The sequence below is a fragment of the Kutzneria sp. 744 genome, assembly GCF_000568255.1.
Taxonomy (GTDB): Bacteria; Actinomycetota; Actinomycetes; order Mycobacteriales; family Pseudonocardiaceae; genus Kutzneria.
In genome coordinates this window covers 2494575-2518262 of the sequence record NZ_KK037166.1, presented here as the reverse complement: position 1 = coordinate 2518262, position 23688 = coordinate 2494575, and the positions used below count along the sequence as shown (strand labels likewise).

20 protein-coding genes and 2 pseudogenes are annotated in these 23688 nt (G+C 69.6%); 12 read left to right on the top strand and 10 right to left on the bottom strand.

Annotated features, from left to right (window positions below):
- The first annotated feature begins 68 nt into the window (after positions 1-68).
- Together KUTG_RS11100 and KUTG_RS11095 are read left to right on the top strand one after the other, a co-directional pair.
- Complete coding sequence (locus KUTG_RS11100) at positions 69-779, top strand: SDR family NAD(P)-dependent oxidoreductase (protein WP_043716692.1); 711 nt, start codon at positions 69-71, stop codon at positions 777-779.
- Positions 780-781: 2 nt separating this feature from the next.
- Positions 782-1129 carry a nuclear transport factor 2 family protein gene (locus KUTG_RS11095; protein WP_043716691.1) on the top strand — a complete coding sequence of 116 codons (348 nt, stop codon included), beginning with the start codon at positions 782-784 and terminating at the stop codon, positions 1127-1129.
- Here the strand turns inward: KUTG_RS11095 and KUTG_RS11090 are convergent.
- Positions 1108-1827: an alpha/beta fold hydrolase gene (locus tag KUTG_RS11090; protein ID WP_043716690.1), complete on the bottom strand. Its 720-nt coding sequence runs from the start codon at positions 1825-1827 to the stop codon at positions 1108-1110. The genes KUTG_RS11095 and KUTG_RS11090 overlap by 22 nt on opposite strands.
- 287 nt (positions 1828-2114) lie before the next feature.
- Here KUTG_RS11090 and KUTG_RS11085 point away from each other — a divergent pair, with 287 nt between their 5' ends.
- The gene (locus tag KUTG_RS11085; RefSeq protein WP_198047093.1) at positions 2115-3956 is read left to right on the top strand and encodes a hypothetical protein; all 1842 of its coding nucleotides are present in this window, start codon (positions 2115-2117) and stop codon (positions 3954-3956) included.
- Here the strand turns inward: KUTG_RS11085 and KUTG_RS11080 are convergent.
- Entirely contained in the window at positions 3947-4492 is a 546-nt protein-coding gene (locus KUTG_RS11080) for a GNAT family N-acetyltransferase (RefSeq protein WP_052394323.1), read from the bottom strand. The two genes, KUTG_RS11085 and KUTG_RS11080, sit on opposite strands and share 10 nt — an antisense overlap.
- 85 nt (positions 4493-4577) lie before the next feature.
- Between KUTG_RS11080 and KUTG_RS11075 the strand changes: the two genes are divergently transcribed.
- Entirely contained in the window at positions 4578-5138 is a 561-nt protein-coding gene (locus KUTG_RS11075; protein ID WP_232240750.1) for a CGNR zinc finger domain-containing protein, read from the top strand.
- A 491-nt stretch (positions 5139-5629) separates the two neighbouring features.
- Here the strand turns inward: KUTG_RS11075 and KUTG_RS11070 are convergent, their stop codons facing one another.
- Positions 5630-6220, bottom strand: a complete 591-nt coding sequence (locus KUTG_RS11070) for a TetR/AcrR family transcriptional regulator (RefSeq protein WP_043716687.1) — start codon at positions 6218-6220, stop codon at positions 5630-5632.
- A gap of 14 nt (positions 6221-6234) precedes the next feature.
- Between KUTG_RS11070 and KUTG_RS66090 the strand changes: the two are divergent.
- Positions 6235-6954: pseudogene (locus KUTG_RS66090) on the top strand (SDR family NAD(P)-dependent oxidoreductase); the annotation flags it as partial.
- A 171-nt stretch (positions 6955-7125) separates the two neighbouring features.
- Here KUTG_RS66090 and KUTG_RS66085 read toward each other — a convergent pair.
- Entirely contained in the window at positions 7126-7347 is a 222-nt protein-coding gene (locus tag KUTG_RS66085) for a MazG nucleotide pyrophosphohydrolase domain-containing protein (RefSeq protein ID WP_369794633.1), read from the bottom strand.
- Positions 7348-7607: 260 nt separating this feature from the next.
- Between KUTG_RS66085 and KUTG_RS53245 the strand changes: the two genes are divergently transcribed.
- Positions 7608-9035 carry an alpha/beta fold hydrolase gene (locus KUTG_RS53245; RefSeq protein WP_052394321.1) on the top strand — a complete coding sequence of 476 codons (1428 nt, stop codon included), beginning with the start codon at positions 7608-7610 and terminating at the stop codon, positions 9033-9035.
- Positions 9032-10183 (top strand): serine hydrolase domain-containing protein, encoded by a 1152-nt coding sequence (locus KUTG_RS11050; RefSeq protein WP_043716685.1) that lies wholly within the window; start codon positions 9032-9034, stop codon positions 10181-10183. The genes KUTG_RS53245 and KUTG_RS11050 overlap by 4 nt, the downstream gene beginning before the upstream one ends.
- On the opposite strand, the gene KUTG_RS11045 is transcribed toward KUTG_RS11050, so the two are convergent.
- Together KUTG_RS11045 and KUTG_RS11040 are read right to left on the bottom strand one after the other, a co-directional pair.
- Positions 10162-10584: a VOC family protein gene (locus KUTG_RS11045; RefSeq protein ID WP_043716684.1), complete on the bottom strand. Its 423-nt coding sequence runs from the start codon at positions 10582-10584 to the stop codon at positions 10162-10164. The two genes, KUTG_RS11050 and KUTG_RS11045, sit on opposite strands and share 22 nt — an antisense overlap.
- A gap of 162 nt (positions 10585-10746) precedes the next feature.
- The gene (locus KUTG_RS11040) at positions 10747-11352 is read right to left on the bottom strand and encodes a TetR/AcrR family transcriptional regulator (RefSeq protein ID WP_043716683.1); all 606 of its coding nucleotides are present in this window, start codon (positions 11350-11352) and stop codon (positions 10747-10749) included.
- A 59-nt stretch (positions 11353-11411) separates the two neighbouring features.
- Between KUTG_RS11040 and KUTG_RS11035 the strand changes: the two genes are divergently transcribed.
- Positions 11412-11639 (top strand): hypothetical protein, encoded by a 228-nt coding sequence (locus KUTG_RS11035; protein WP_043716682.1) that lies wholly within the window; start codon positions 11412-11414, stop codon positions 11637-11639.
- Here KUTG_RS11035 and KUTG_RS11030 read toward each other — a convergent pair.
- Positions 11636-13501 (bottom strand): annotated as a pseudogene (locus KUTG_RS11030) (ABC transporter ATP-binding protein). The gene KUTG_RS11035 and the pseudogene KUTG_RS11030 overlap by 4 nt on opposite strands.
- A gap of 61 nt (positions 13502-13562) precedes the next feature.
- Between KUTG_RS11030 and KUTG_RS11025 the strand changes: the two are divergent.
- Positions 13563-14525: an N-acetylglucosamine kinase gene (locus tag KUTG_RS11025; protein WP_052394320.1), complete on the top strand. Its 963-nt coding sequence runs from the start codon at positions 13563-13565 to the stop codon at positions 14523-14525.
- 241 nt (positions 14526-14766) lie between these two features.
- On the opposite strand, the gene KUTG_RS11020 is transcribed toward KUTG_RS11025, so the two are convergent.
- From KUTG_RS11020 to KUTG_RS11010, 3 genes are read right to left on the bottom strand one after another with little or no spacing between them, the layout of a single operon-like run.
- On the bottom strand, positions 14767-16368 hold the full coding sequence (locus KUTG_RS11020) for a phospholipase C (RefSeq protein ID WP_043716680.1): 1602 nt from the start codon (positions 16366-16368) through the stop codon (positions 14767-14769).
- Positions 16369-16388: 20 nt separating this feature from the next.
- Positions 16389-17582 (bottom strand): iron uptake transporter deferrochelatase/peroxidase subunit, encoded by a 1194-nt coding sequence (gene efeB, locus KUTG_RS11015; protein ID WP_043716678.1) that lies wholly within the window; start codon positions 17580-17582, stop codon positions 16389-16391.
- Positions 17579-18721, bottom strand: a complete 1143-nt coding sequence (locus KUTG_RS11010; RefSeq protein WP_084579156.1) for an EfeM/EfeO family lipoprotein — start codon at positions 18719-18721, stop codon at positions 17579-17581. The genes efeB and KUTG_RS11010 overlap by 4 nt, the downstream gene beginning before the upstream one ends.
- Before the next feature lie 177 nt (positions 18722-18898).
- Between KUTG_RS11010 and KUTG_RS11005 the strand changes: the two genes are divergently transcribed.
- The 3 genes from KUTG_RS11005 (at position 18899) to KUTG_RS10995 (ending at position 23686) form a co-directional block, all read left to right on the top strand.
- The gene (locus KUTG_RS11005; RefSeq protein ID WP_157494456.1) at positions 18899-21148 is read left to right on the top strand and encodes a hypothetical protein; all 2250 of its coding nucleotides are present in this window, start codon (positions 18899-18901) and stop codon (positions 21146-21148) included.
- Positions 21145-22203, top strand: coding sequence for a glycoside hydrolase family 88 protein (locus KUTG_RS11000; protein ID WP_043716677.1), 1059 nt, complete (start codon positions 21145-21147; stop codon positions 22201-22203). Before KUTG_RS11005 ends, KUTG_RS11000 begins: the two co-directional genes overlap by 4 nt.
- Before the next feature lie 280 nt (positions 22204-22483).
- Positions 22484-23686, top strand: coding sequence for an acyltransferase (locus KUTG_RS10995; RefSeq protein ID WP_043716675.1), 1203 nt, complete (start codon positions 22484-22486; stop codon positions 23684-23686).
- The last annotated feature ends 2 nt before the right edge of the window (positions 23687-23688 follow it).

Genomic DNA, 23688 nt, shown 5'->3' with positions numbered 1-23688 from the left:
ACCGCGTTCTTGTTGGAGCACCATCGAACTAGTCAGACGGAGGAACCACCCGGAAAGCGAGAAGTTCGATGAGCGCAGCACAGAAGGTCGCGATTGTGACCGGCGCGTCCCAGGGGATCGGCGCCGGCCTGGTGGCCGCCTACCGCAAGCTCGGCTACCGCGTGGTGGCCGTTTCCCGGTCCATCGAGGAATCCGGCGATCCGGAGGTGTTGGCCATCAGGGCCGACCTTTCCCGACCGGGTGCCGGCGTCGAGGTCGTCCAGCAGACGCTGGCCACGTTCGGACGTATCGACACGCTGGTCAACAATGCCGGCATATTCTTGGCCAAGCCGTTCACCGAGTACACCGACGAGGACTACGACGCGGTCACCGGCATCAACCTGCGGGGATTCTTCGACATCTCCCGCGGTGCGGTGGCGGCCATGGTGGAACAGGGCGGCGGGCACGTCGTGTCGATCTCGACCACGCTGGTCGACCACGCCCTCGCCCAGGTGCCCTCGGCCCTGGCCTCGCTGACCAAGGGCGGCCTCAACGCCGTGACCAGGTCCCTGGCCATCGAGTACGCGGCCCGCGGCGTGCGGGTCAACAGCGTGGCGCTGGGCATCATCCGCACGCCGATGCACGCGCCCGAAACGCACGACTTCCTGGCCGGCTTGCACCCCGTCGGTAGGCTGGGCGAGATCGACGAGGTGGTCGACGCCATTCTGTACCTGGAGAACAACCGGTTCGTCACCGGCGAGATCCTGCACGTCGACGGCGGCCAGAGCGCGGGGCACTGAGAATGAACGCCGAAGAGCGGATCCTGACCACGGTCCTGGGCCGGTGGAAGAGCGCGGTCGACGCCCACGATCCGGAGCGGGTGGCCGCAAACTTCACCGAGGACGCCATTTTCCAGGGCCTGCATCCGTACACGGTCGGGCCCAAGGGTGTCGCCGAGTACTACGATTCCCAGCCGCTCGGAATGGTGGCTGAGTACGAGATCCAGGAAACGCGCCGGCTGGCCGAGAACCTGGTGCTCGGCTACCTGCACGTCGATTTCACCTTCACCGACCGGGACACCGTGAGCGTTCAGCTCAGCCTGGTGGTCGAGGGTGAGAAGATTCGGCACTACCAGGTGTCGCGGCTCTGAAGAAACGGCACCACCACATCGCGGAACTGGTTCGGGCACCGGCTGTGCACGCGGTGCCCGGCCGCGATGGCCACCAGCCGCCCGTTCGGCAGCCGGCGCGTCATCTCCGTGACGTGGTCGAGCCGGACGTGGCTGCCCGGGCCGCCGTGCACGAGCAGCGTCGGCGCCGCGACCGCCGGCAGCCGTGACCACCAGAACGGGTCCGGCGTGCGGAACTGCGTGATCACCGGCCGCACCATGGTCCGATCGAAGGCGCGCCACACGAGCAGTTCGGCCAGCGACGCCAACGATCTCGTCGGCGGTGGGCCCGGCTCGTGCGGCGGCGGGGGAGTGTCCTCCAGGACCAGCCGGCGCACCCGGCCCGGCTGCTCCAGCGCGATCATCGCCGCCACCCGCCCGCCCAGCGAATGGCCGACCAGGTCCACCTGCCTCAGGCCCAACTCGTCGAGCAGACCGACGATGTCGTCCCGGAAACCGGCCAGCGTGTAGTCCGCCGCGCGGGAACTCCGGCCGTGGCCCCGCAGGTCCGGCACGATCACCCGGCGGTCGCCCAGGCACGCCGCCAGCCGGCGCCAGGTCCTGCCGCTGCTGGCCATGGCGTGCAGCAGCACGACCGGCGGGCCGTCGCCGGAACCGGTGTCCCGGTAGGCGATCTCCACATCCCCGACCCGCACGGTGGGCAGGACGGAAGTGGGCACGGTCCAACCCTAGCCGTGACCGGTCCGTCGCGGTGCGTGGTCACTCGAACGCCGCAGAGGGGACGTCCGGACGCTCAATCCGGTCGGGCCGTAGCGCGGGGGCGATCAACGAGGTAGAACTAGCCAACCTCCCATCGTTAGACCGAACACGGGACCCGCCCGGGCCGCGAGAGAGCGCTCTCACCGGTCCGCCCGACGCTGGGAAGGGGGCTTTCCCGCACTCCGAGTGCGGGAAAGCCCCTTCCCGGCGTTCGTCAGACCCCGAGACGACAGGACGACCTATGACCATGGCTCGAAGACTCGGCCGGGCGCTCGTGCTCGGCATTGCGCTGGTGGCGGCCCTGCCCGCCATAGCGACGGCGGCTCCGGCGCCGCAGTATCACCTCGGCGGCAGCGGCGGCCCCGACCTGGGCCCCAACGTCACCGTGTTCGACCCGTCGATGCCGGTGACGCAGATCCAGGCGGCGCTGGACGCGGCCAGCACGCAGCAGGTCGACAACGAGATGGGCACGCAGCGCGTCGCGTTCCTGTTCAAGCCCGGCACCTACGGCACCGCGACCCAGCCGCTGCAGATCAAGGTCGGCTACTACACCGAGATCGCCGGCCTCGGCGCGTCCCCGAACGACGTCGTGATCAACGGCAAGATCGAGACCTACAACCGGTGCCTGGAGGGCGGCGGCACCAGCAACTGCCTGGCGCTGGTGAACTTCTGGCGCACCGTGTCCAACCTCTCGCTCAACATCAACGCCACCGGCCAGGACGCCTGCCGCGCCACCGCCAACTTCTGGGCCGTGTCGCAGGCCGCTTCCGTGCGCCGGGTCAACGTCACCGGCGGCGGCCTGTCGCTGATGGACTACTGCACCGCCGGCCCGCAGTACGCCAGCGGCGGCTTCATCGCCGACTCCAAGCTGCCGTCGGTGACCAACGGCTCGCAGCAGCAGTGGCTGATCCGCAACAGCGAGGTCGCCGGCTGGTCCAACGGCGTGTGGAACCAGGTCTTCTCCGGTGTGGTCGGCGCGCCCGCCGAGACGGGCTTCCCCAACCCGCCGTACACCACTCTCGACACCACCCCGGCCAGCCGCGAGAAGTCGTACCTCTTCGTCGACTCGCACGGGAAGTACAACGTGCGGGTGCCGTCGGTGCAGCACAACAGCAAGGGCGTCACCTGGGCCAACGGCATGACGCCCGGGCGCACCGTCCCGCTGTCCGACTTCTTCGTGGCCAAGCCGTCCGACCCGGTGTGGCTGATCAACGCGGAACTGGCGCTGGGCAGGAACCTTCTGCTCACGCCGGGCGTGTACAACGTGGCGCAGAGCATCCACGTGTTCCGCCCCGACACCGTGATCCTCGGGCTCGGGCACGCCACCCTCACCGCCGACCACGGCGCGATTCCGTTGGACATCGCCAACGTTCCCGGCGTGATCGTGGCCGGCGTGACGTTCGACGCGGGCGCCCAGAAGTCCCCGGTGGTGCTGCGGGTCGGCCGTGAGCACGGCATCGGCTTCAGCTCGGCCGGCGACCCGACGACGCTGTCCGATGTGTACTTCCGGGTCGGCGGCCCGCACGTGGGCAGCGCCGACACCGCGCTGGAAGTCAACAGCGACAACGTGATCATCGACAACACCTGGGTGTGGAGGGCCGACCACGGCGTGGAGAACCTGACCGACACCCAGCGCTGGAACACCAACATCGGCCGGGTCGGCGCGGTCATCAACGGCGACCACGTCACCGCCACCGGCATGTTCGTCGAGCACTTCCAGACGTACAACACGGTCTGGAACGGCAACGACGGCACCACCATCATGTACCAGAACGAGTTGCCCTACGACCCGCCGACGCAGGCCGACTGGATGAACGGCAAGGTGTTGGGCTACGGCGGCTACAAGGTCGGCGACAAGGTGAAGACCCACCACCTGTACGGCGCCGGGGTCTACGTGTTCAACCAGAACAACACGACCATCCACACCGCCAACGGTTTCGAGGCCCCGAACCGGCCCGGCGTGCAGCTGCACCACATCATGACCGTCAACCTCAGCGCCGGCACCATCGACCACGTGGTCAACGGCGTCGGCGGCCCGGCCGACACGACCAAGGTCGGCCAGCCGGTGTTCGTCACCGACTACCCGTGATGCCGATCGCGCGGGGGAAGCGTACCTTCCCCCGCGCGATCCCGGTGCGCCACCAGCACTCTGGTGACATGGCCGTCCTCATTGGACATGTCACGGTCGTGCACGAAACCGATCTTGCCCAGGGTGTGCAACGACGCCGCGTTGTCCTCGTGCACGGTGGCGTAGACCCGGTCGAGTCCGAGCGTGTCGAAGCCGTAGGCCACGATGGCGGTGGCCAGCTCGGTGCCGAGGCCACGGCCCCAGGCCGGCTCGGCCAGGACGTAGACCAGCTCGTGGCCCTCGATCGTCTTGCTGGGCTTGATCTCGGCGTGCCCGATGTGCCGGCCGTCCTCGCGCACCGCCCAGACGTCGAAGCGGTTCTCCTCGTAGACCGGGAACACGCGGAGGAACAGCGCCCGGGCGTCCTGTTCGGACAATGCGCCGTCGCCGACGTAGCGGTTGACGGCCTCGTCGCCCACCAGCACCACGAAGGTCTCTTCGTCGCCGTGGTCGTAGGGCTCCAGCAGCAGGCGTTCGGTGCGGATGGTCGGGGTCACGGCCGGAGGCTAGCCCGGGCGCGCCGATCCCTCCATGCGAAATAACTGTATCCTTGACAGGTATGTCGTCGAGAGGTGGTGCGCCGTGTGGCCGGCGAACGGGCGGTACGGGATGGACGTCGCCCCGGCGGGCCTCGGCTTCGTGCACGACCTGCTGAACACGCTCCCGGCCGGCAAGCCGCGAGTGGATCTGTTGGCGTCGCTGGACGGCGCCCAGCCCTGGCTCGACGGCGCGCTCGCGGCGTGGGCCGAGGAGACCGGCCGTGAGCGGCCCGAGGTGTCGCTGACGGAGCGTGACCTCGATCAGGTCCGCGGCCTGCGAGAGGAGATCAAGACCCTGCTGACCGGTGGGGAGCCCGCGCATGAGCTGTCGTCGGCGACGCTGCGGCTGGGGTCCGACGGCCGGGTGGCGATCGAGCCGCGGGGGACCGGGGCGCGGCTGGTGGCGTCGGTGGTGCTGATCGAGATGCTCGCCGCGCAGCAGGCCGACACCTGGCGGCGGCTGAAGGTCTGCCGCAATCCCCGCTGCCAGGTCGCATTCTTCGACCGCTCTCGTAACAACAGCGGGGTCTGGCACGCCACCAAGACCTGCGGCAACGTGGAGAACCTCCGCGCGCATCGGGCCCGGGCCAAGTCGACCGCGTGACCGGATCCGCAGGGTTTCGCTTCCCCGGCCCGGCAGGCCGGTGACCTGCCCCGCAAGGCACGGCCCGTTCCTCATTCATGAGTGTGACGAAAATGTCCGGCGGCTGTCCTCGTCGGCCGCCCGGCCGGACACCCGGAAAACGCCCCCGAGCTGCCGCGTCTCGCCCTTTGGCAATGACCGGACCCCGGAATGCGCTTTGTGACGCCGAACGGGTGGTCAACTGGGCGTTGTCCCAGTCCGCGGGCGGTTCGGGTAAATGGTGCTGGCCGCCTTCTTCGCCCTGGGCTAGACTGACGCCCGATTCGGAGAAAAGCGTTTCTGTCCGGGGGAAACGAGCCGGGGAGGGTGACCCGCTGGGGGTGAGTCACCCTCCCCTTCCGATAGTGGCGCATTCAACCTCTTGCCGTGCACACGCTGTGACGAAAAGCCGGAAATCCCGTTCCGGATGTGTCGCCCGCAGGCCATTTCCTCGCCGGTCGGGGGAATGTCGATCAGTCGCGGAGCGCTGCCAGGGCAGCGTCGAACAGCTCGCCCAGCGGCTCCGCGCAGTCGTGTCGGATCCATTCCTCGCCGGCGATCTCCAGGCAGGACAGCGTCGCCGTGATGATCGAGCCGGCGACCAGGTCTGTGCGCGCGGTGTCGCCGAGGCGGCGGGCCAGCTCAGGCCGCAGCAGCTCGACCCATTGCCGGTGCTTCTGGGCGCGGGCGATCTGCAACGCCGGCGTGTTGGCGAGCATGCGGCCGCGTCGGACGCCGGGGTCGCTCGTCAGGGAAGCGACGCAGACGTCGAGGGCACGGCGCAGCGCCGTGTGTGGCGACTCGTTGGCCGGGCGGGCGACCAGGGCTTCGACGACGCGATGGCTCTCCTCGATGAGCTCGCCGACGACCATGTCCTCCTTGGTCGCGAAGTAGCGGAACACGCTGCGCTGCGACATGCCGACGGCGCCGGCGATCTGGTCGACGGTGGTCTGCTCGAAGCCGTGCTCGGCGAAGAGCTCGACGGCCGCGGCTGCGATCTGGGCCCGAACCGCCCGTCGGGTCGCCTCGCGCAGGCCGCCGCCGCGCTGGAGATCGCTGGTCACCGAGCGTCGAAGGCATGACACGCATCAGCACGCCGTTCGGCGCTTCCTCGACGGCGGAACAGGTTCTGGACGGCGTCGACCTCACCGACCGGCACGCGATCGTCACCGGCGCGACCTCGGGCCTCGGCACGGAAACCGCCCGCGCGCTGGCCTCGGCCGGGGCGGAGGTGATCCTCGCCGTGCGCAATCTCGGCGCCGGCGCGCAGGTGGCGGCCAAGATCGGGGCGAACGTCGACGTGCGCAGGCTCGACACCGCCGATCAGTCATCGGTGGAGGAGTTCGCGAAGGGCTGGTCCGGGCCGCTGGACATCCTGGTCAACAACGCCGGGATCATGGCCGTGCCGGAGCAGTGCACGGCCGAAGGCTGGGAGCTGCACTTCGCCACCAACTACCTCGGGCACTTCGCCCTGGCCAACGCCCTGCACGGCTCGCTCGCCGCCGCCGGGGAGGCCCGGATCGTGTCGGTCAGCTCCGCGCTGCACCTGGCGTCGCCGATCGTCTTCGACGACATCCACTACCGCTTCCGGCGCTACCACCCGTTCGGCGCGTACGCCCAGTCCAAGACCGCCGACGTGCTGTTCGCGGTGGCGGCCAGCCGGCGCTGGGCCGGCGACGGCATCACCGCCAACTCCCTGATGCCCGGCTACATCCAGACCAATCTCCAGCAGCACACCAACGCCGAGGCGCTGGTCGGCATGACCCGCTTCGCCACCGTGCCGCCCAAGACCGTCGAGCAGGGCGCCGCCACCTCGATCCTGCTGGCCGCGTCGCCACTGGTCAAAGGTGTCGGCGGCGCTACTTCCAGGACTGCAACGAGGCCGAGGTGGTGCACGACAGCAACGGCTGGATGGTCGGCGTCGCCCCGTGGGCGCTGGGCGAGGGGCACGCCGAGAGGTTGTGGGAGGTCACCGAGGAGATGTTTGCTCGCGCCAGCCGCGGGTGAGGACCACGCCGGCCTTCTCGGTGATGGCCTGGTCGAGGTCGATGCCGAGCTCCTCGGCGGCCACGAAGGCCGTGATGACCACGTCGGCCAGTTCGGCCCTCAGCTCCTCGGCGGTGCCGGTCCGGCGGGCCTGCCCGGACCAGCGACGGTAGGCCCCGACGAACTCGCCGCACTCCTCGGCCACCGCCAGCACCTGCCGGTTGGCCGCCCCTTCGGCGGGGAAACCGTTGGCCCGCAGGTTCTCGGAGATGACGCGCGCCAGGTCGCGCAGGTTCCCGGTGTTGATGTCCACGGGCGCATCCTGCCGGAAGTGGGCGAGAGGGTGAGCCGTGACTTCCCCTCACGGCTCACCCTCTCGAAAGCCACTCTACCACGACATCGAACATGTGTTCGACCGGTGGTGGCTCACGTCACGCGATAGGGTCGTCCCGAAGGGGGACAACCATGATCGTGAACGTCAACAGTGTGGAGATCGACGCGGACACCTTCGGCGAGCCGGGCCGGCCGACGGTGCTGCTGCTGTCGGGCTCCGGCGGCTCGAAGGACTTCTGGCAGCCGGAGTTCTGCCAGAAGCTGGCCGAGGCGGCGGGCTTCGTCATCCGCTACGACATGCGGGACACCGGCCAGTCCACCACCTACCCGGTGGGCGAGCCCGGCTACACCATGCTCGACCTGGCCGCCGACCCGATCGCGCTGCTCGACCACTTCGGCGTGCGGCGCGCGCACTTCGTCGGCATCTCGATGGGCGGCGCGGTCGCCCAGCTGATCGGCATCAATCACGCCGACCGGGTCGCCTCGCTCACTCTGCTGTCCACCAGCGGCGGCGGCCCCGATCTGCCCGGCCCGACCGAGGCGCTGCGGGCCTTCTTCGCCGCCGAGCAGCCGTCCGATCCGGTCGAGGCGGCGGTCGCGGCCTGGCGGGCTTACGCCGCGCGGTCCGTGCCGTTCGACGAGGCCGCCACCCGCAAGCTCGTCACCGACGAGTACGCGCGGACCAAGAACATCGAGGCCCTGAGCAACGCGCACGCGACCAAGAGGATCGATTCGTGGACCGGCCGGCTGGGCGAGATCACCGCGCCGACGCTGGTCATCCACGGCGACGAGGACCCGCTGTTCCCGATCGAGCACGGTCGGGCGCTGGCCGACGCGATTCCCGGCGCCGAGCTGCTGACGCTCAAGCAGGTCGGCCACGAGCTGCCGCCCCGGGCCTGGGACAGGGTGATCACGGCCGTCGCCGAGATGGCCACCGACGACTGGGACCTGCGCGGCGATCGCCTTGCCGCGCAAGCGATCGCCGTCGGTCAGCCGACGTCCTGGTTCGACCGCCTGTACGCCGAGGGCGTGCGCGGCGAGGTCCTGATGCCGTGGAACCGGCAGCACCCGCACCCGATGCTGGCCGAGTACCTCGAAGGCCGCACGGGCCAGGGCAAGCGCGGCCTGGTCGTCGGCTGCGGGCTCGGCGTGGACGCCGGCTTCCTGGCCGGGAAGGGCTTTGCCACCACGGCGTTCGACGTCTCCGAGACGGCGATCGAGGTGGCCCACGAGCGGCACCCGGGCGTCGACTTCCAGGTCGCCGACCTGTTCGACCTGCCGCCGGAATGGTTGCGGGCCTTCGACTTCATCGTCGAGATCTTCACCGTGCAGGCGCTGCCGGAGTCGATCCGGGCCGAGGCCACCGCCGCCGTCGGCACCCTGTTGGCGCCCGGCGGCACGCTGTTCGTGGTCGCGATGTCCCGTGAGGAGGGCACCATCCCCGATGGGCCGCCCTGGCCGCTGACCCGAAGCCAGGTCGACGGCTTCGCGGTTGACGGCGTCACGCCGGTGTCCGTGGAGGAGCGGGACAACCGCTGGGTCGGGGTGTTCACGCGATGAGCCTGTCCAGCCGGGGCCTGACCCGCCTGTACGACACCCTGCGCCGGCACGTCGACAGCGGGGCCTGCCCCGGCCTGGTCAGCGTGATCCACCGTCGCGGCGAGACGCACGTCGACGTGATCGGGGATGTCCGGCGGGACACCATGTTCCGCATCAGCTCCATGACCAAGCCGATCACCGCCGCGCTGGCCATGGCGCTGGTGGAGCAGGGCCGGCTGCGGCTGGACGACCCCGTCGACGAGCTGCTGCCCGAGCTGGCCGACCGTCGGGTCCTCACGTCCATCGACGCCCCGCTCGACGACACCGTGCCGGCCAACCGTCCCATCACGTTGCGGGACCTGTTGACCTTCCGTCTCGGTTGGGGCGGCATCTTCGCCCCGCCCGGCACCTATCCCGTGCAGGTCGCCGCCGCGGCGCTGAACCTCGGGCTCGGCGACGGCCCGCCGCGGCCGGCCGGGCCGCCCGAGCCGGACGAGTGGATGCGCCGCTTCGGCACGTTGCCGCTGCTCGCCCAGCCGGGGGAGCGGTGGATGTACCACGTCGGCGCCGAGGTGCTGGGCGTGCTGCTGGCCCGGGCCACCGGCACGACGCTGGGCGAGGCGATGCGGGAGCACCTGTTCGAGCCCCTCGGCATGATCGACACCGGCTTCCACGTGCCGGCCGACAAACTCGGCCGTCTCACCGACAGCTACTCCGACGGCCAGGTCTTCGACGCCGTCGACGGGCAGTGGAGCAAGCCGCCCGCCTTCGAGGCCGGCGGCGGCGGTCTGGTCTCCACCGCCGACGACTACCTGGCCTTCGCGACCATGTTGCTGGGCAACGGAAAGGGCATCCTGTCCCGGTCGTCGGTCGCCCTGATGACCACCGACCACCTCACGCCCGCCCAGCACGCCTCCGACGGCTTCTGGCCCGGCTTCTTCGGCGAGCACCGGGGCTGGGGCTTCGGCGTGCAGGTCGTCACCAAGCGCGACCAGCTCTGGGCCACCCCCGGCCGTTACGGCTGGGACGGCGGTCTCGGCACGTCATGGCACAACGACCCGGCCGAGGAGCTCACGGCCGTTCTCATGACCCAGCAGGCCGCGTTCCCGCTGACTTCCCCGCTGTACCTGGACTTCTGGAACGGCGTCTACTCGGCGCTGGACGACTGATAGCCCTTCTCCTGCAACACCCAGGTGTTGCCGTCCGGGTCGGCGAAGTCCGCGAAGGAGTTGTAGTCGGCGTGGTCTGGGTCCACGCCCGGCTGCCAGCCGTCCTTCATGTGCCGGACCTCGCTGACCTCCAACCCCTTGGCCGCCAACGACTCCCTGACCGCCGCGATGTCGTTGACCACCAGGTGCAGCCCCTTGACCGTGCCCAGCTCCGCGTCGCTGATCCCGACCCCGAACGCGATGGAGCACGCCGACCCCGGCGGATCCATCTGCACCACCCGGAAGTTCTCCCCGGCCCGGTGGTCGACATGCACGGCGAACCCGCACTTGTCGGCATAGAACGCCTTGGCCCGGTCCACATCGGCCACGGGCAGCAGCACCAACTCCAGCTTCAGCTCCACCAGGCCACCCTCTCACACCCCAGCCCCCGCCACATGTGCGCCACATTCGCCCTCCAGCCCCACATGTGCGCCACATGTGGGGCTGCGCCCCGCTTGATGTCACATGCGCTTCCTATGTGGCATCAAGCGACACATAGGAAGCGCATGTGGCGAAAGAGTGGGTTAGTGCGGAGGCGGGAAGATACGATCCAGGTTGTAGTCCAACGTCGCCAGGACTTCCTCCGCCGTGACCGTGCCGACCAGCACGTCGGGCCCCATGCCGTTGGCGACGGCCATCAGGGTGGCGACCTCACGCTCGGGATGCAGCCATGCCGGTGAGGTCCCCAAAGCCTGGGAATCGCGGATCAAGGTGGCGAAGAAGGCGGCCAGCTCGTCGGTGCCGTCGCCGCGGAAGGCCTCGCTCAGGGCGGGATCGTTCAAGGCCCGCACGAAAAAGGCGATGAACACCAGCGACACCATGCGACTGCGCTCGTCGACGGGCACGAGCTCGACGAGGGTGGCCCGGATGATCTCACGGGGCGTGGGCTCGCGGCCGAGGTCGAGGCGGGCCCGGACCTGCTGCTCCAGGACCTCGTTGAGGTGCTTCAAGGCGTAGAGCAGCATCCCGTGCTTGGTCTCGAAGTAGTACTGCACGAGCCGCATGGACACGCCGGCCTCGGCGGCGACCTGGCGCAGGCTCACCGACTCCAGCCCACTGACGCTGGCCAGCCGCCAGACGGCGGCGGCGATCTCGCGTCGCCGCTGCTCGTGGTCGACCAGTTTGGGCACCGAGGCTCCTCACGATCTGTTATGGTGCGATCGCATCATAAAACATCCGGGGGGTAGTGATGAGCAAGCGGACCTGCGAGATCCTGCAGATGGTGGCGGCCTTCGTCGGCATACACAGCGGCGTCCTGCCGTTCGTGTTCAAGCTGGTCGGCCGCGGCGCGTCGGGCCTCGCCCTGCCGCTCTACCTGCCGGACCCGGCCGCGCTGATCGTGGCCGGGTCCGTGCTGGCGGCATCCGTCGCGGCGCTGTGGCTGCTGGAGAACGCCAAGGGCCGCGCCACGAGCTAGGCCACGGAGGGCTGCTCGCGGAACTGCGTGTTGTGCAACTCCGCGTAACGACCGTTGGCGGCCATCAGCTCGACGTGGTTGCCCCGCTCCACCACGCGGCCGTCCTCGATCACGAGGATCTGGTCGGCGGCGCGGATGGTGGACAGCCGGTGCGCGATGACCAGCGCGGTCCGGCCCTGCAAGGCCTCGGTCAGCGCGGCCTGCACCGCGACCTCCGACTCGGAGTCCAGGTGCGCGGTCGCCTCGTCGAGGATCACCACGCGGGGCCGGGCCAGCAGCAGGCGGGCGATGGTCAGCCGCTGCCGCTCACCGCCGGACAGCCGATAACCGCGCTCGCCGACCACGGTCTCCAGGCCGTCGGGCAGGCTCCGGACCAGGTCGCCGAGCCGGGCCCGCTCGATGGAGTCCCACAGCTCCTCGTCGGTGGCGTCCGGTCGCGCGTACCGCAGGTTGGCGTCGATGGTGTCGTGGAACAGATGCCCGTCCTGCGTCACCACACCGACCGCGCCCCGGACGTCGTCGAACGACAGCTGGCGGACGTCCACATCGGGACAGACGAACCGAGCCCGACACCGTGTCGTACAGACGCGGCACCAGCGACGCGATGGTCGACTTGCCGGCGCCCGAAGACCCGACCAACGCCACCAGCTGCCCGGCCTCGGCCCGGAAGCTGATGCCGTGCAACACTTCCTGCCCCGCCCCGGGTGTCCAGATTGGCCCACCGCCTCCAGCGAGGCCAGCGAGACCTGGTCCGCCGACGGGTAGCCGAACCGCACGTCGTCGAACTCGACCGACACCGCCCCCGCCGGCAGCGGAGTGGTGCGCTCGGCCTCCACGATCATCGGACGCACGTCCAACACCTCGAAGACCCGCTCGAACGACACCAGGGCGGTCATGATGTCCACCCGGGCGTTGGCCAGCGCGGCCAGCGGCGTGTAGAGCCGGGTCAGCAGCAACGCCAACGACACCACGGTGCCGGCGGCCAGCTGACCGCTCAGCGCCAGCCAACCGCCGACGCCGTACACCACGGCCTGGGCCACGGTCGGCAGCAGCGCCATGCCGGTGAGGAACCAGCGCGTGGCCATCGCCGTCTTCACGCCGATGTCCCGCACCCGCTCGGCCTTGTCGCCGAACTCCGCCGCCTCCGCGCCGGGCCGCCCGAACAGCTTCACCAGCGTCGCGCCGGGCGCGGAGAAGCGCTCGGTCATCTGGTTGGTCATCGACGCGTTCAGCCCGGCGGCCTCCCGCTCCAGCCCGGCCATCCGGGTGCCCATCCGCCGCGCCGGCAACAGGAACGCCGGCAGCAGCACCAGCGCCAGCAGCGTGACCTGCCACGACAGCGACAGCATGACGACGAGCGTCAGCACCAGCTGGATCACGTTGGTGACCAGGCCCGACAGCGAGGACGTGAACGCCCGCTGGGCGCCGATCACGTCGTTGTTCAGGCGGCTGACCAGGGCGCCGGTCCGCGTGCGGGTGAAGAAGGCGACCGGCATGCGCTGCACGTGCTCGAACACCGTGCGGCGCAGGTCGTAGATCAGGCCCTCGCCGATCCGCGACGACTGCCAGCGCTCGACCAGGCTCGTGGCCGCGCCGATCACCGCCACCAGCGCGATCAGCGCCGCCAGCCCGATCACCACACCCAGCGCGGTCTTGTTGATGATGCCGTCCACCACCCGACCGGCCAGCACCGGCGTGCTGACCGCGAGGAAGGCGTCCACCACCGTCAAGCCGAGGAACCACGCCAGCTTGCCCCAGTGCGGGCGGGCGAACTCCAGCACCCGCCGCAGGGTCCCGCGGCGCACCTGCTTGGGCGTGTCCGCCCTGGCCATCGCGCCGCGCATCAACATCCAGGAATCCATGATCCCCCCGACCTCGTGTGTACCGACGACCGGGGAACCGGGCCGTCTACTCTTCTATTCCATGTATCTCGGCGTCGACGCTGGCGGTTCGAACACCAGGGCGGTGCTCGTCGACTCGGACGGCGCCGTCCTCGGCACCGGCAGGGCCGCCGGCGCCAATCCCGTTGTGCACGGTGTCGAGCACGCCGGCCAGCAACTGGAGTCGGCGCTCCGGCAGGCGCTCGGGAACCATACTGCCGCCGGCGTGTCCGCGGCGGTCATCGGGCTGGCCGGCGGGCCCACCGCGGGCCGGCCGCTGCTGGACGAGGTCGCCCGCGTCGCCCGCCACCTGGGCATCGTCACGCCCCGGGTGGTCAGCGACGTGGAGGTGTCCTTCGCCGCCGGCAGCGAGTCACCCGATGGTGTGCTGGTGCTGTCCGGCACCGGCGCGGCCGCCGCCGAGCTGCGGAACTGGCGGCTGGCCCGGCACGTGGACGGCAACGGCTGGCTGGTCGGCGACGACGGCTCCGGCTTCTGGGTCGGTCGGCAGGCCGTTCGCGCCGTGCTGCGCATGATCGACGGCCGCGGCCGCCCGACCAAGCTCATCGACGTCATCTGCTACGCGCTGGCCGCCGAACCGGACGTGACCTCGCTGGAAGCCGCCGTCTACAACGAGCCGCCCCTGCGGCTGGCCAGCCTCGCGCCCCTGGTCACCGCGCTGTACCACGACGACTCCGTGGCCGCCGAGATCGTCACCGAGGCCGCGGAGCTGTTGCTGGCCGCCGTTTCCGCCCTCGGCCCCGTCGCCGCCGGCTACCGCGACGCCGTGCTGGCCGGCGGTCTGCTGCTGGCTAAGGGACCGCTGCGCGACCTCGTGGCCGGCGGCCTCCAGGACCGCTTCGGCCTCACCGCCCGCTTCGCCGAGAAAGCCTCATTTTTCCGGCGTTCCCTCTCCCCAGGACTCAATCCAGTATCACCGTCCTGTAGGAATGAGCGGGGCATCTCACGTATTCGTAACTCTACGAGTAGTTACCCGAAGTTATAGCCGCGTCTGGTTTACCGGGAATACGTGCGGTTGGAGAGTGGTCGCTGCCGTTCAGACTGGAAGTCCGCTAAACGTTCTGCCGAATGCGTCTAGAATGGAGGGACAACTCTAAGGGAGTGGTGAGGCGTTGGCCTTAGCCTCGCTCGCGGTCTGTGACCCCCAATGCAGGGAAGGACGCCTTACCCGCGTTCAACGAGGGTAAGGCGTCCTTCCCTGCATAAAGGGGGAGCGGAGTCGGTGGTTACTTCACCACGGCCCCGGTCTTGGGGTCGAGGATCAGCTTCTTGTCGCTGGGGCGCTGCCAGAAGTTGAACATGCCGAAGAGGCTGCCGGCGCGCTGGTCGAAGGAGTGGTCGCCGATCGGGCCGGTCCGCCAGTTCTCCTCGATGAACTTCAGCACCGAGGTCTGGTCGGTCAGCGAGTGGTCGACGTGGTTGGTCTTGGCGTAGGGCGAGACGACCAGCAGCGGCAGGCGCGGGCCGTAGCCGCAGCGGTCGGCGTAGCCGCCGGACACCGGGGCGCGGCCGCACACCGAGGCCTGGTCGAGCGCCGCGTCCTTGGAGCCGTTGACCTTCGGCGGCGTGACGTGGTCGTACCAGCCGTCGGAGTCGTCGTAGGCCAGCACGACGGCCGTGGAGGACCACTCCTTGGACTTCTGGAGCTGGTTGATCTCACGCACGATGAACGCCTGCTCGTCCAGCGGGTCCGAGTAACCGGCGTGCCCGTCCTGGTACTCGCCGGCCTTCAGGAAGCTGACCGACGGCAGGTTGTTGGCCGCCAGGGCCGCGTCGAAGTCCGAGGTGTCGTACTGATGGTTGGCCTGGTCGGTGTGGCCGATGGCGTTGACCGAGGTCGGCGCCAGGTGCTTCGGGTTGGCCGTCGACTGGTAGTACATGAACGGCTCGTGGTGCGGGCTGTAGTCGTTGGACGCGTTGCCGCCGACGTTGGCGTGCGTCGCGCCGCAGACCGCCTTGCCGTCGGGGCTCGTCGAGGTCGGCTTGAAGCCGCCCTGGAACCAGCCCCACGTGACGTGCTTCTGGTTGAGCAGGTCACCGATGTTCTGCCCGTGCATGACGGCCAGGTTGTTGGCCGACTTGCCGTTGTTGTTCGAGCAGTCGTCGTAGTACGGGTCGGGGTCGTTGGTCATGGTGCCGATCCCGTTCTTGTCGGGAGACTGCACCGCGTACGCGTCGGTGGTGGGCTTGCCGGTCTTCGGGTCGATCGCCTGCACGCCGTGCGTGTTGCCGGAGATCAGGTTGATCGCGCCCGGGGACGAGGGGCCGTACACCGTGTCGAAGGAGTTGTCGCTCAGCGCGTAGTGCTGCGCGTAGTTCCACATGCCGGTGACGGTGTTGCCGTCGAAGTAGTCCATCACCAGGCCGGGCTCGCCGAACAGCACCGGCTGCCCGGTGCACTTGTCGGTCTCGGTGTTCTCGACGAACTTGTCGTCCTTGCCGCCGTTGACGGCCTTCTGCTCCGGCCCGTAGCTGTGGTTCTGGTCGCAGGTCAGCGCCTGCGACGGGGCCAGCCGCTTCGGGTTGTAGGCGTTGGGGTTGTCGGTCAACAGCTTCTGCGACAACCCGTTGACGTGCGGCGTGCCGGGCGCGGCCTTGAACGGCGTCCCGTCGGCGTTGGTGGCGTTCGGGTAGGTGCCGAAGTAGTGGTCGAACGAGATGTTCTCGCCGAAGATCACCACGACGTGCTGGATCGGCGTCGTGGGACGCACGATCTGGTACGAGTCGGCGGCGTTGGCCACCTGGTTGGCGTCGCCACCGCTGCACGCGGCCAGCAACAGCCCCGTCGCGGCCACGGCGGCCGTGGCCAGGACACGGCTTCTAGGCATGCCTTTTCCTCCTGAGTGACTCATGTGAGCAACGACCGTCCGAAGTGGTCGTTGCTGTCCCGAACACCGGGAAGCGCGAAGAAGTAGCCGCCGCCGACCGGCCTGATGTAGTCGACGAGCGGCTCGTCGACCAGCCGGGTCTGCACGGCCTCGAACTGCCGGGCGATGTCCTGCTGGTAGCCGCAGAACATCAGCCCCATGTCCAGGTCGCCGACGGAGTCGGTGCCCCGGTCGTAGTTGTAGCCGCGCCGCAGGAACTGGCTCGGCGCGGTGTCGTCGGTCCGCGGATTGGCCTTGCGGATGTGGCTGGTCAGCGGGATCGCCGTGCCGGTCGGGTCGGCGGGGTAGTCCGGCACGTCGGTCTCGGTGTTGCCGTCCAGCGGCGCCCCGGTGTCCCGCCGCCGCCCGAACATGTTCTCCTGCTCGCCCACCGACACCCGGTCCCAGAACTCCACCAGCATGCGGATCTGGCGCAGCACCTGGTAGCTGCCGCCTTCGGTCCAGGCGGGCTCACCGTTGCCTTTGCCCACCCACACGAGCTTGTCGAAGTCGGCCGGCACGGGCTTGACGATGCCGTCCTTGAAGCCCATGAGGTTGCGCTGCGTGCCGGAGGGGCGGGGCGGGTTCTGGAAGCCGTCGATCCGCCAGCGCAGCTGCATCGCGCCACGAGTGTGGCGGGCGATGTCCCGCAACGCATGCAGCACGGTGTCGGTCTCGGCGGCGCACAGCTGGAGGCTGAGGTCCCCGTGGCACTGGCTGTCGTCCAGGCTGTCGTTGGGGAACGCCTTCATCGGCGTCAGCTTGGCCGGCTTGCGGTCCTTGATGCCGTAGCGGTCGTCGAACAGCGAGGCGCCGACACCGACCGTGACGGTGAGGTCGTCGCCGGGCATGTCCGGCCCGAGCACGCCGGAGTCGGCCGGCGGCGCGGTGATGCCCAGCGGCGGCAGCGCGCCGCCCGCGGTGAGCATCCGGGCCCGGTCGGTCAGCGTCTGGAACAGCGCGGTCAGCTCGGCCTTGTCGGCGGCGATCACGTCGAAGGAGGCGAAGACGGCCTGCTTCTGCGGCGGGGTGTCGATGCCGGCCTGGTGCACGCCGTGGAACGCCACCGCCGTCGACGGCTCGGCGTCGGCGGTCACCGACAGCCCGGTCACCGCCGCCGCGCCCGCGCCGACGAGAGCGCCGCGCAGGAAGGAACGGCGGCCGACGCCGGTCATGAACTCCTCCGTACTTCGCAGATCGCGGCCACCGGCGCGAGCTTCTCCAGCAGCTCGCCGACGGCCCCGTTGATCTGTTCGCGGGTGGTCCGGTCCAGCTGGCCGACCGGCGTGTTCAGGTGGGCGGTCAGCAGCGTCCGCGTGCGGTCCGACCACTTCTGCACGGCCGGTAGGTCGGCGTAGCGGGGCTTGAGCACCGGGTCCAGGATGGCCAGCACCTTGGCGCTGCCGTCGAGGTTGGCCAGCGCGGTGTTCAGCACCGTACCGCTGCCCTGGTCGTTCTCGCCGGTGAGCTCGAACTGAAGCGCGTTCTCCATGATCTCGTGGGCCCGCAGCCCGAGATCGTTCGGATCCACCTGTTCGTTGGGCAGGTCGGCCTGAAGCCCGTGCACGTCGGTGGACAGCTGGTCGGCGATCGGCTTGAGATCGGCGGCCGAGGCGTTGTGCCACAAGCCCTTCTCCAGCGGGTGGAAGCCCGCGTCGGAGCCGTCGATCTTGTCCGCGAAGTCGCCGAACGCGCCGTAGGCCGCGCCGAGCGAGTTGTACGCCAGGTGCGCCGGCAGCCAGTCGGCGCGGGCGGTGTCCAGGTTGCCGGCGCCGATGTCGTCGCGCAGCTTGTCCGTCTTGGCAACGAGATCGGCGACGCCGGCGGATACCGCGGCCTCGTACTGCTTGACCAGCGGCAGCATGTCGTTCTTGGTGACCGGAACCACGGCCGCGCCGCCCTCGGCGTCGCCCTGCAGCCGCACGGCCGGGCCCGTGAGCGGATCGGTGTCCTCGATCAGGCAGCGGAAGGCGAACTGGCCGGCTCCCAGCTGCACGTCCATCGACGCGCTGGTGTTCGGCCCGAGCCCCTCGACCTCGCCGTACACCTTGCCGCTGTCCAGCTCGACCAGGTCGACCTCGGCCGCGGCGTCGCCGGTGTTGTGCACGGTGAACGTCTGCCGACCGGCCTTGGCATCGTTCCAGCCCTGGCCGCAGGCGCTGCGGGACACGGTGATCTGCGCCGGCCCGCCGACCGCGTCGGCGGAGCCCTCCCAGGGCCGCCAGACCGCCACCGCGACAACCGCTCCCACGCCGACCAACGCGATCGCCGCCGGCAGGGGACGGGGTGTCCGCACGAGGTCGCTCCTGGTCATCGGCAATCTCTATCGTGGGGAATCCTAAGGCTGCGGTCAGGGGAGTCCAGCACTGTTGGTCCGCTCGTCACTCAGTGTTCGTCCTAGTCGGACAGAATCGGCATTGTGCCCTCGAATGGACGCACCACTCATCGACTGTCGGTAACCGGTTCGGTACGGGATTGGGTGGTGCGGCCCGTGATCGCCGCACCTGTGCCCGACTCGGATCTCGGTCTGGAGGCCACGGGTTCGCCGTGGGGACCCGACGGCCGATGGGTCCTCACGAACGGCCCGGACGTCACCCCGCTCAAGCGCCGGCTCTATCTCGCCCGGCCGCTGCCGGTCGACCGGCCGGTGCCGGAAGTCGTTGATGGGCCCGACTTTCGCCGTATTCATACCGGTGCGGACGGTTTGGTCGATTGGAGCGAATTCTGCTTCACGCCGACGTATCGCACCGCCGTCGCCGGCACCGCGTTGGAGGTCGACCAGGCCGAGTGGCGGACGCTGCGGGTGGCCAGCACCGGCCCGGTTCTGGTGCATGTCAACGGTGAACTCCTTCTGCACGCCGACACCGTCACCTACATGGAGCCGGCCGAGCACACGATCCGGGTGTGGCTGCCGTCCGGGGTGTCGCAGGTCGTGATCACGTCGTGGCAGGTCGGTTTCCGGGAGTGCCGCCAGGTGGTGCGGCTGCGGGTCGACGGGCTGCCGGTGCGGGTGGTGATTCCCAGTCCCGGGGCGGACGAGCGGGCCTCGGCCGCGGCGGAGCGGATCCTGGCCGCGGTCGGCACGCCGACGTGGGGCACCGTCAACGGTTCCGTCGAGCTGACCGGGCCGGCCGGGGCTTCGTTGCGGGTCGGCCGCGAGCTGGTGACGTTGGTCGACGGCCGGGCGACCGTGCGGCTGGACTCGGACGCCGAGGGGGCGGTCGGGTCGGCGTCGATGCTGGCCAGCGGCGAGGTCACGCTGCGGGTGTCGGTGGACGGTTCGCCCGTGTTCCGGGAGTTCCCGGTCGCGGTGCTGCCCTCGTCGTATCGGGGCGAACCCGTTGGCCCGCCGGAACAGTGGCGATCGGAGCTGCTGGCCCACGTGCGGTCGACGACGCCGAGCGTGGCGACCGCGCTGGCCTCGGGATACGTGTCTGGGGCGGCTTTGGCGCGGTCGCTGTGGATGATCGGCGGCCGGGCCGACTGCGCCGACTTCGAGGCCGTCGGCCTGGTGACGTTGCTGCACCGGATAGGCGCCGAGGACTGGGATCCGGGGCTGCGGGACGAGGTCCGGGCCGCGCTGCTGGGCTTCAAGTACTGGATCGACCAGCCCGGTCTGGACGCCATGTGCTACTTCACCGAGAACCACCAGCTGGTGTGGCACACCGCCGAGCTGCTGACCGGGGAGCTGTTCGGGGACTCTGTCTTCGGCAACACGGGATGGCGGGGCGCGGCGCACGCGGCGCACGGCGGAGAGCTGGCGGCCGAGTGGATCCGACGGCGGCTGGCCGGCGGGTTCAGCGAGTTCAACTCCAACGCCTACCTGGCCATCGACGCGCTCGCGCTGGTGTCCATTGTGGAGTTCGCCTCGGATTCCTCGCTGGTCGAGGCCGCCCGGACGCTGCTGGATCGGATCCTGACCGGGCTGCACATGACGTCCTGGCGGGGCATCAACGGGGCCGCGCACGGGCGGTCGTACGTCAACACCGTGCGGTCGTCGCGGTTCGAGGAGACCGCGCCGATCCTGTGGCTCTGCTACGGCGTCGGCGCCCTGAACGCCGCCGTCCTGCCGGCGACGGCTCTGGCCGCGGCGGTGACGTACCGGATTCCGGCGGCCCCGGCGTCTCGTGACCTGCTGCGGATCAGCTCGGAAGGGGAGTACCGCTTCGAGCACGACCTGCTCTCGCGGCCGTACCACTCGGACATCGTGGTGTACAAGACGCCGGACGTGATGCTGTCCACTGTGGAGGATTACCGGCCGGGGCTGCCCGGATTGCAGGAGCACGTCTGGGGCGCGACGCTCGGGCCGGAGACGCAGGTCTACGTCACCCACGCGCCCAACTCCTCGACCAGCTCCTCGGCCCGGCCCAACGCCTGGGCCGGCAACCGGATCCTGCCCCGGGCCAGGCAGTTCCGTGACGTCGTGCTGGCGCTGTACCGGATCCCGCCGGACGACCCGATGGGCTACACCCACGCCTGGTTCCCGTTGTCCACCTTGGACTCGTGGGAGCAGCGCGGGGTATGGACGATCGGCCGTCGCGGCGACGGTATCGTGGCCCTGGCCTGCGAAGGCGGGGCCAGGATCGTCACCGTGGGTGCGGATGCGTATCAGGAGCTGCGGCCCAACGGTCCCGGCACGGCGTGGGTGTGCGTGGTCGGCGACCCCGACCCGGCCGAGCCGGAATTCTGGTCCGGCGGCGTGAGATACCGCGAGCACACCCTGGACTGGGAGGGACCGTGACCGGACTGGACCCGAGTTCGTCCCTGTACGCGCAACCCCCGCTGCCGCCGGTCGACCCCGCGCTGTTGACAGTTGACGTGTTGGCCGACACCGGTCGGCGGATCGCGGCCCGGGCCTCGGACATGGGCCTGTCACGGTGGTTCTGGGGCGAGGGCGTGGTGCTGCTCGGCCTGCTTCGCCTGGCCGAGGCGACGGGGGATCCCGTGCCGCACTTCGTGATCGATTTTGTCGATCGCCACCTGGCCGCCGGCATCGAGCCCGATCATGTCAACTCGCTCATTCCCGGCGCCGCTTGTGCCTGGCTGTACCGCGAAACCGGTGATCGCCGCTACCGCGACGGCTGCGTGCGGCTGCTGGACTGGCTGGCCGCACGCACCGATTCCGGGCCGTTGGAGCACTGGCCCGGCGGGGTGTGGGCCGACACCGCCTTCATGGCCGGGGTTTTCCTCGTGCACTGCGGACGCGCCCTGGACCGACCGGCGCTCGTCACCGAGGCCGCCCGGCAGTGGACGCTGCATGCCGAGGTGCTCGGCGATCCGGCCAGCGGCCTGTTCGCCCACGGCTCGCATCGTGGCGAGACCATCCGGTGCTTCTGGGGCCGCGCCAACGCTTGGCTGGCCCTGGCCGGCGTCGAAATCCTCGAAGCCGACCCGAGCCTCGGTCACGTCCGTGAACGCCTGGCCGCGCAGCTGACCGGGCTGATGGCGACCCAGCCCTCCCATGGCGTCTGGGACGTTCTGGTCGACGGCTACCCGGAGACACGCGGCATCATCGAGACCTCGGCCACAGCCGGCATCGCCGCCGCGCTGTTCCGGGCCGCCGCTTTGAACGTTGTTTCTGCTGAAGTGTTGAGGTCAGCGGGATGGCGGGCCCTGGGCGGCCTGCATCCACACGTGACGGAGAACGGAACGGTCACCAGGTCCAGCGCGGGAACGGTGTTACAACTGGTGCCGTTCGGGTACTCCGTCATTCGTGACGACCGCATTCAGCCTTGGGGTCAGGGCCTCGGGCTGCACGCTTACGCGGCGGCCCTGGTCACCCGGTCGTGTCGGTGATCCCGTTCGCTACGGTGAACCGACGCTCGGCCAGCGGCGTGATCTCCACCGGGAAGCCTGGGCGTCACCTGTCGAGATGCTGAAGGTCACCTGTCCGGCCCAGTGCCAAGGGTCGGAGGTGAATCCCCTGGTCGGAAGGGACATGCGCGGATCATGGGAGAGCTTGCCGGGCCGTCGGAAGGTTATCGACAGGCAACGAAACGCCCATCCTTAATCCACTCTCAGGTCGAGGTTGTTAGCTAGTCACCGATCACGAGATGGATGAGGGAGGACACGCCCGATGAGCGTCCAGATGCTCCCCGCCGCGCCGGCGGCCACCGCCAAGGCGAAGGCGGGCAAGGGACACCTCAACCAGGTGGACCTGGTCCGAGTGCTGACCTTCGCCAGCGTGATCGCCGTGCACGTCATCACGTACACCAACGACGGGGCCAACGTCACCGCCTACGGCGCGCTGACCCTGCTGCACTTCACCCGGTCCGTTTTCTTCTTCCTGACCGGTTTCGTGCTCGTCTACACCTACCGCAGGCGCCCGCTGGCCGCCGGCAACTTCTGGCGACGGCGGATGTCGCTGGTCGGCATCCCGTACCTGATCTGGACCGCGTTCTACTTCGGGATCATCCAGCAGGTCGGCATGCCCGCGCTGCCGGTCGGCGAGTTCCTCGACTACCTGTGGGGCTGCATCTACAAGGGGATCGGCTGGTACCACCTGTACTTCCTGCTGGTGTCCCTCCAGTTCTACATCCTGTTCCCGCTGGTGCTGGCCGTGCTCAAGGCGACCGTCCGGCACCACAAGAAGATCCTCGTCGGCTCCCTGGTGCTGCAGGTGGCGCTGTCGTTCGCCGAGACCTACCTGCCCGCCCCGTCCGACCCGGACTCGCTGCTCGGCGAGCTGTGGTCCAACGACGGCACCATCGTGTTCACGTACCAGTTCTTCCTGATCGCCGGCTGCATCGCCGCGTTCCACTACGAGGCCTTCCAGGCGTGGATCACCGCCCACTCCCGGCTCATCTGGTGGGGCCTCGGCCTGTCCGCCGCCTTCGCCCTGGCCTGGTACGGCGTCAACATCGCCTACGGCCACACCCCCGGCGACGCCACCGGCGTGCTCCAGCCCGAGATGCTGCCCTGGTACGGCTTCGTCGTGCTGGCCCTGTACCTGGTCGGCTCGCGCTGGGCCGCCAAGCAGGAGACCGGGTCCCGCTGGCAGCGCATCGTCGCCGCCGCCTCGCAGCGCTCCTTCGGCGTGTTCCTCGTGCACCCGGCCATGCTGTGGGTGTTCCTCAACGAGTTCGACATGTGGTTCCCCAACCACATCCCCCAGGGCCTGCCGCTGACCGCGTCGGCCTACGTCTTCGCCGTGGTCACCTCGCTGATCTTTGTGGAGATCGTCATCCACACCCCGCTGGCCAAGGTCCTCATCGGCCGCGCCCGCATTCCCTTCACCAAACCGGCCCCCGAACCGGTCCCGGCCCCGGCCGCCGCCTGACC

Bases quoted from the DNA above. Each gene is read 5' to 3' on its own strand.
- KUTG_RS11095 (WP_043716691.1), top strand. From the start codon at position 782: ATGAACGCCGAAGAGCGGATCCTGACCACGGTCCTGGGCCGGTGGAAG.
- efeB (WP_043716678.1), bottom strand. From the start codon at position 17,582: ATGACCGGCGTCGGCCGCCGTTCCTTCCTGCGCGGCGCTCTCGTCGGC.
- KUTG_RS11085 (WP_198047093.1), top strand. From the start codon at position 2,115: ATGGCTCGAAGACTCGGCCGGGCGCTCGTGCTCGGCATTGCGCTGGTG.
- KUTG_RS11050 (WP_043716685.1), top strand. From the start codon at position 9,032: ATGAGCCTGTCCAGCCGGGGCCTGACCCGCCTGTACGACACCCTGCGC.
- KUTG_RS11025 (WP_052394320.1), top strand. From the start codon at position 13,563: ATGTATCTCGGCGTCGACGCTGGCGGTTCGAACACCAGGGCGGTGCTC.
- KUTG_RS10995 (WP_043716675.1), top strand. From the start codon at position 22,484: ATGAGCGTCCAGATGCTCCCCGCCGCGCCGGCGGCCACCGCCAAGGCG.
- KUTG_RS11100 (WP_043716692.1), top strand. From the start codon at position 69: ATGAGCGCAGCACAGAAGGTCGCGATTGTGACCGGCGCGTCCCAGGGG.
- KUTG_RS11035 (WP_043716682.1), top strand. From the start codon at position 11,412: ATGAGCAAGCGGACCTGCGAGATCCTGCAGATGGTGGCGGCCTTCGTC.
- KUTG_RS53245 (WP_052394321.1), top strand. From the start codon at position 7,608: ATGATCGTGAACGTCAACAGTGTGGAGATCGACGCGGACACCTTCGGC.
- KUTG_RS11010 (WP_084579156.1), bottom strand. From the start codon at position 18,721: ATGACCAGGAGCGACCTCGTGCGGACACCCCGTCCCCTGCCGGCGGCG.
- KUTG_RS11020 (WP_043716680.1), bottom strand. From the start codon at position 16,368: ATGCCTAGAAGCCGTGTCCTGGCCACGGCCGCCGTGGCCGCGACGGGG.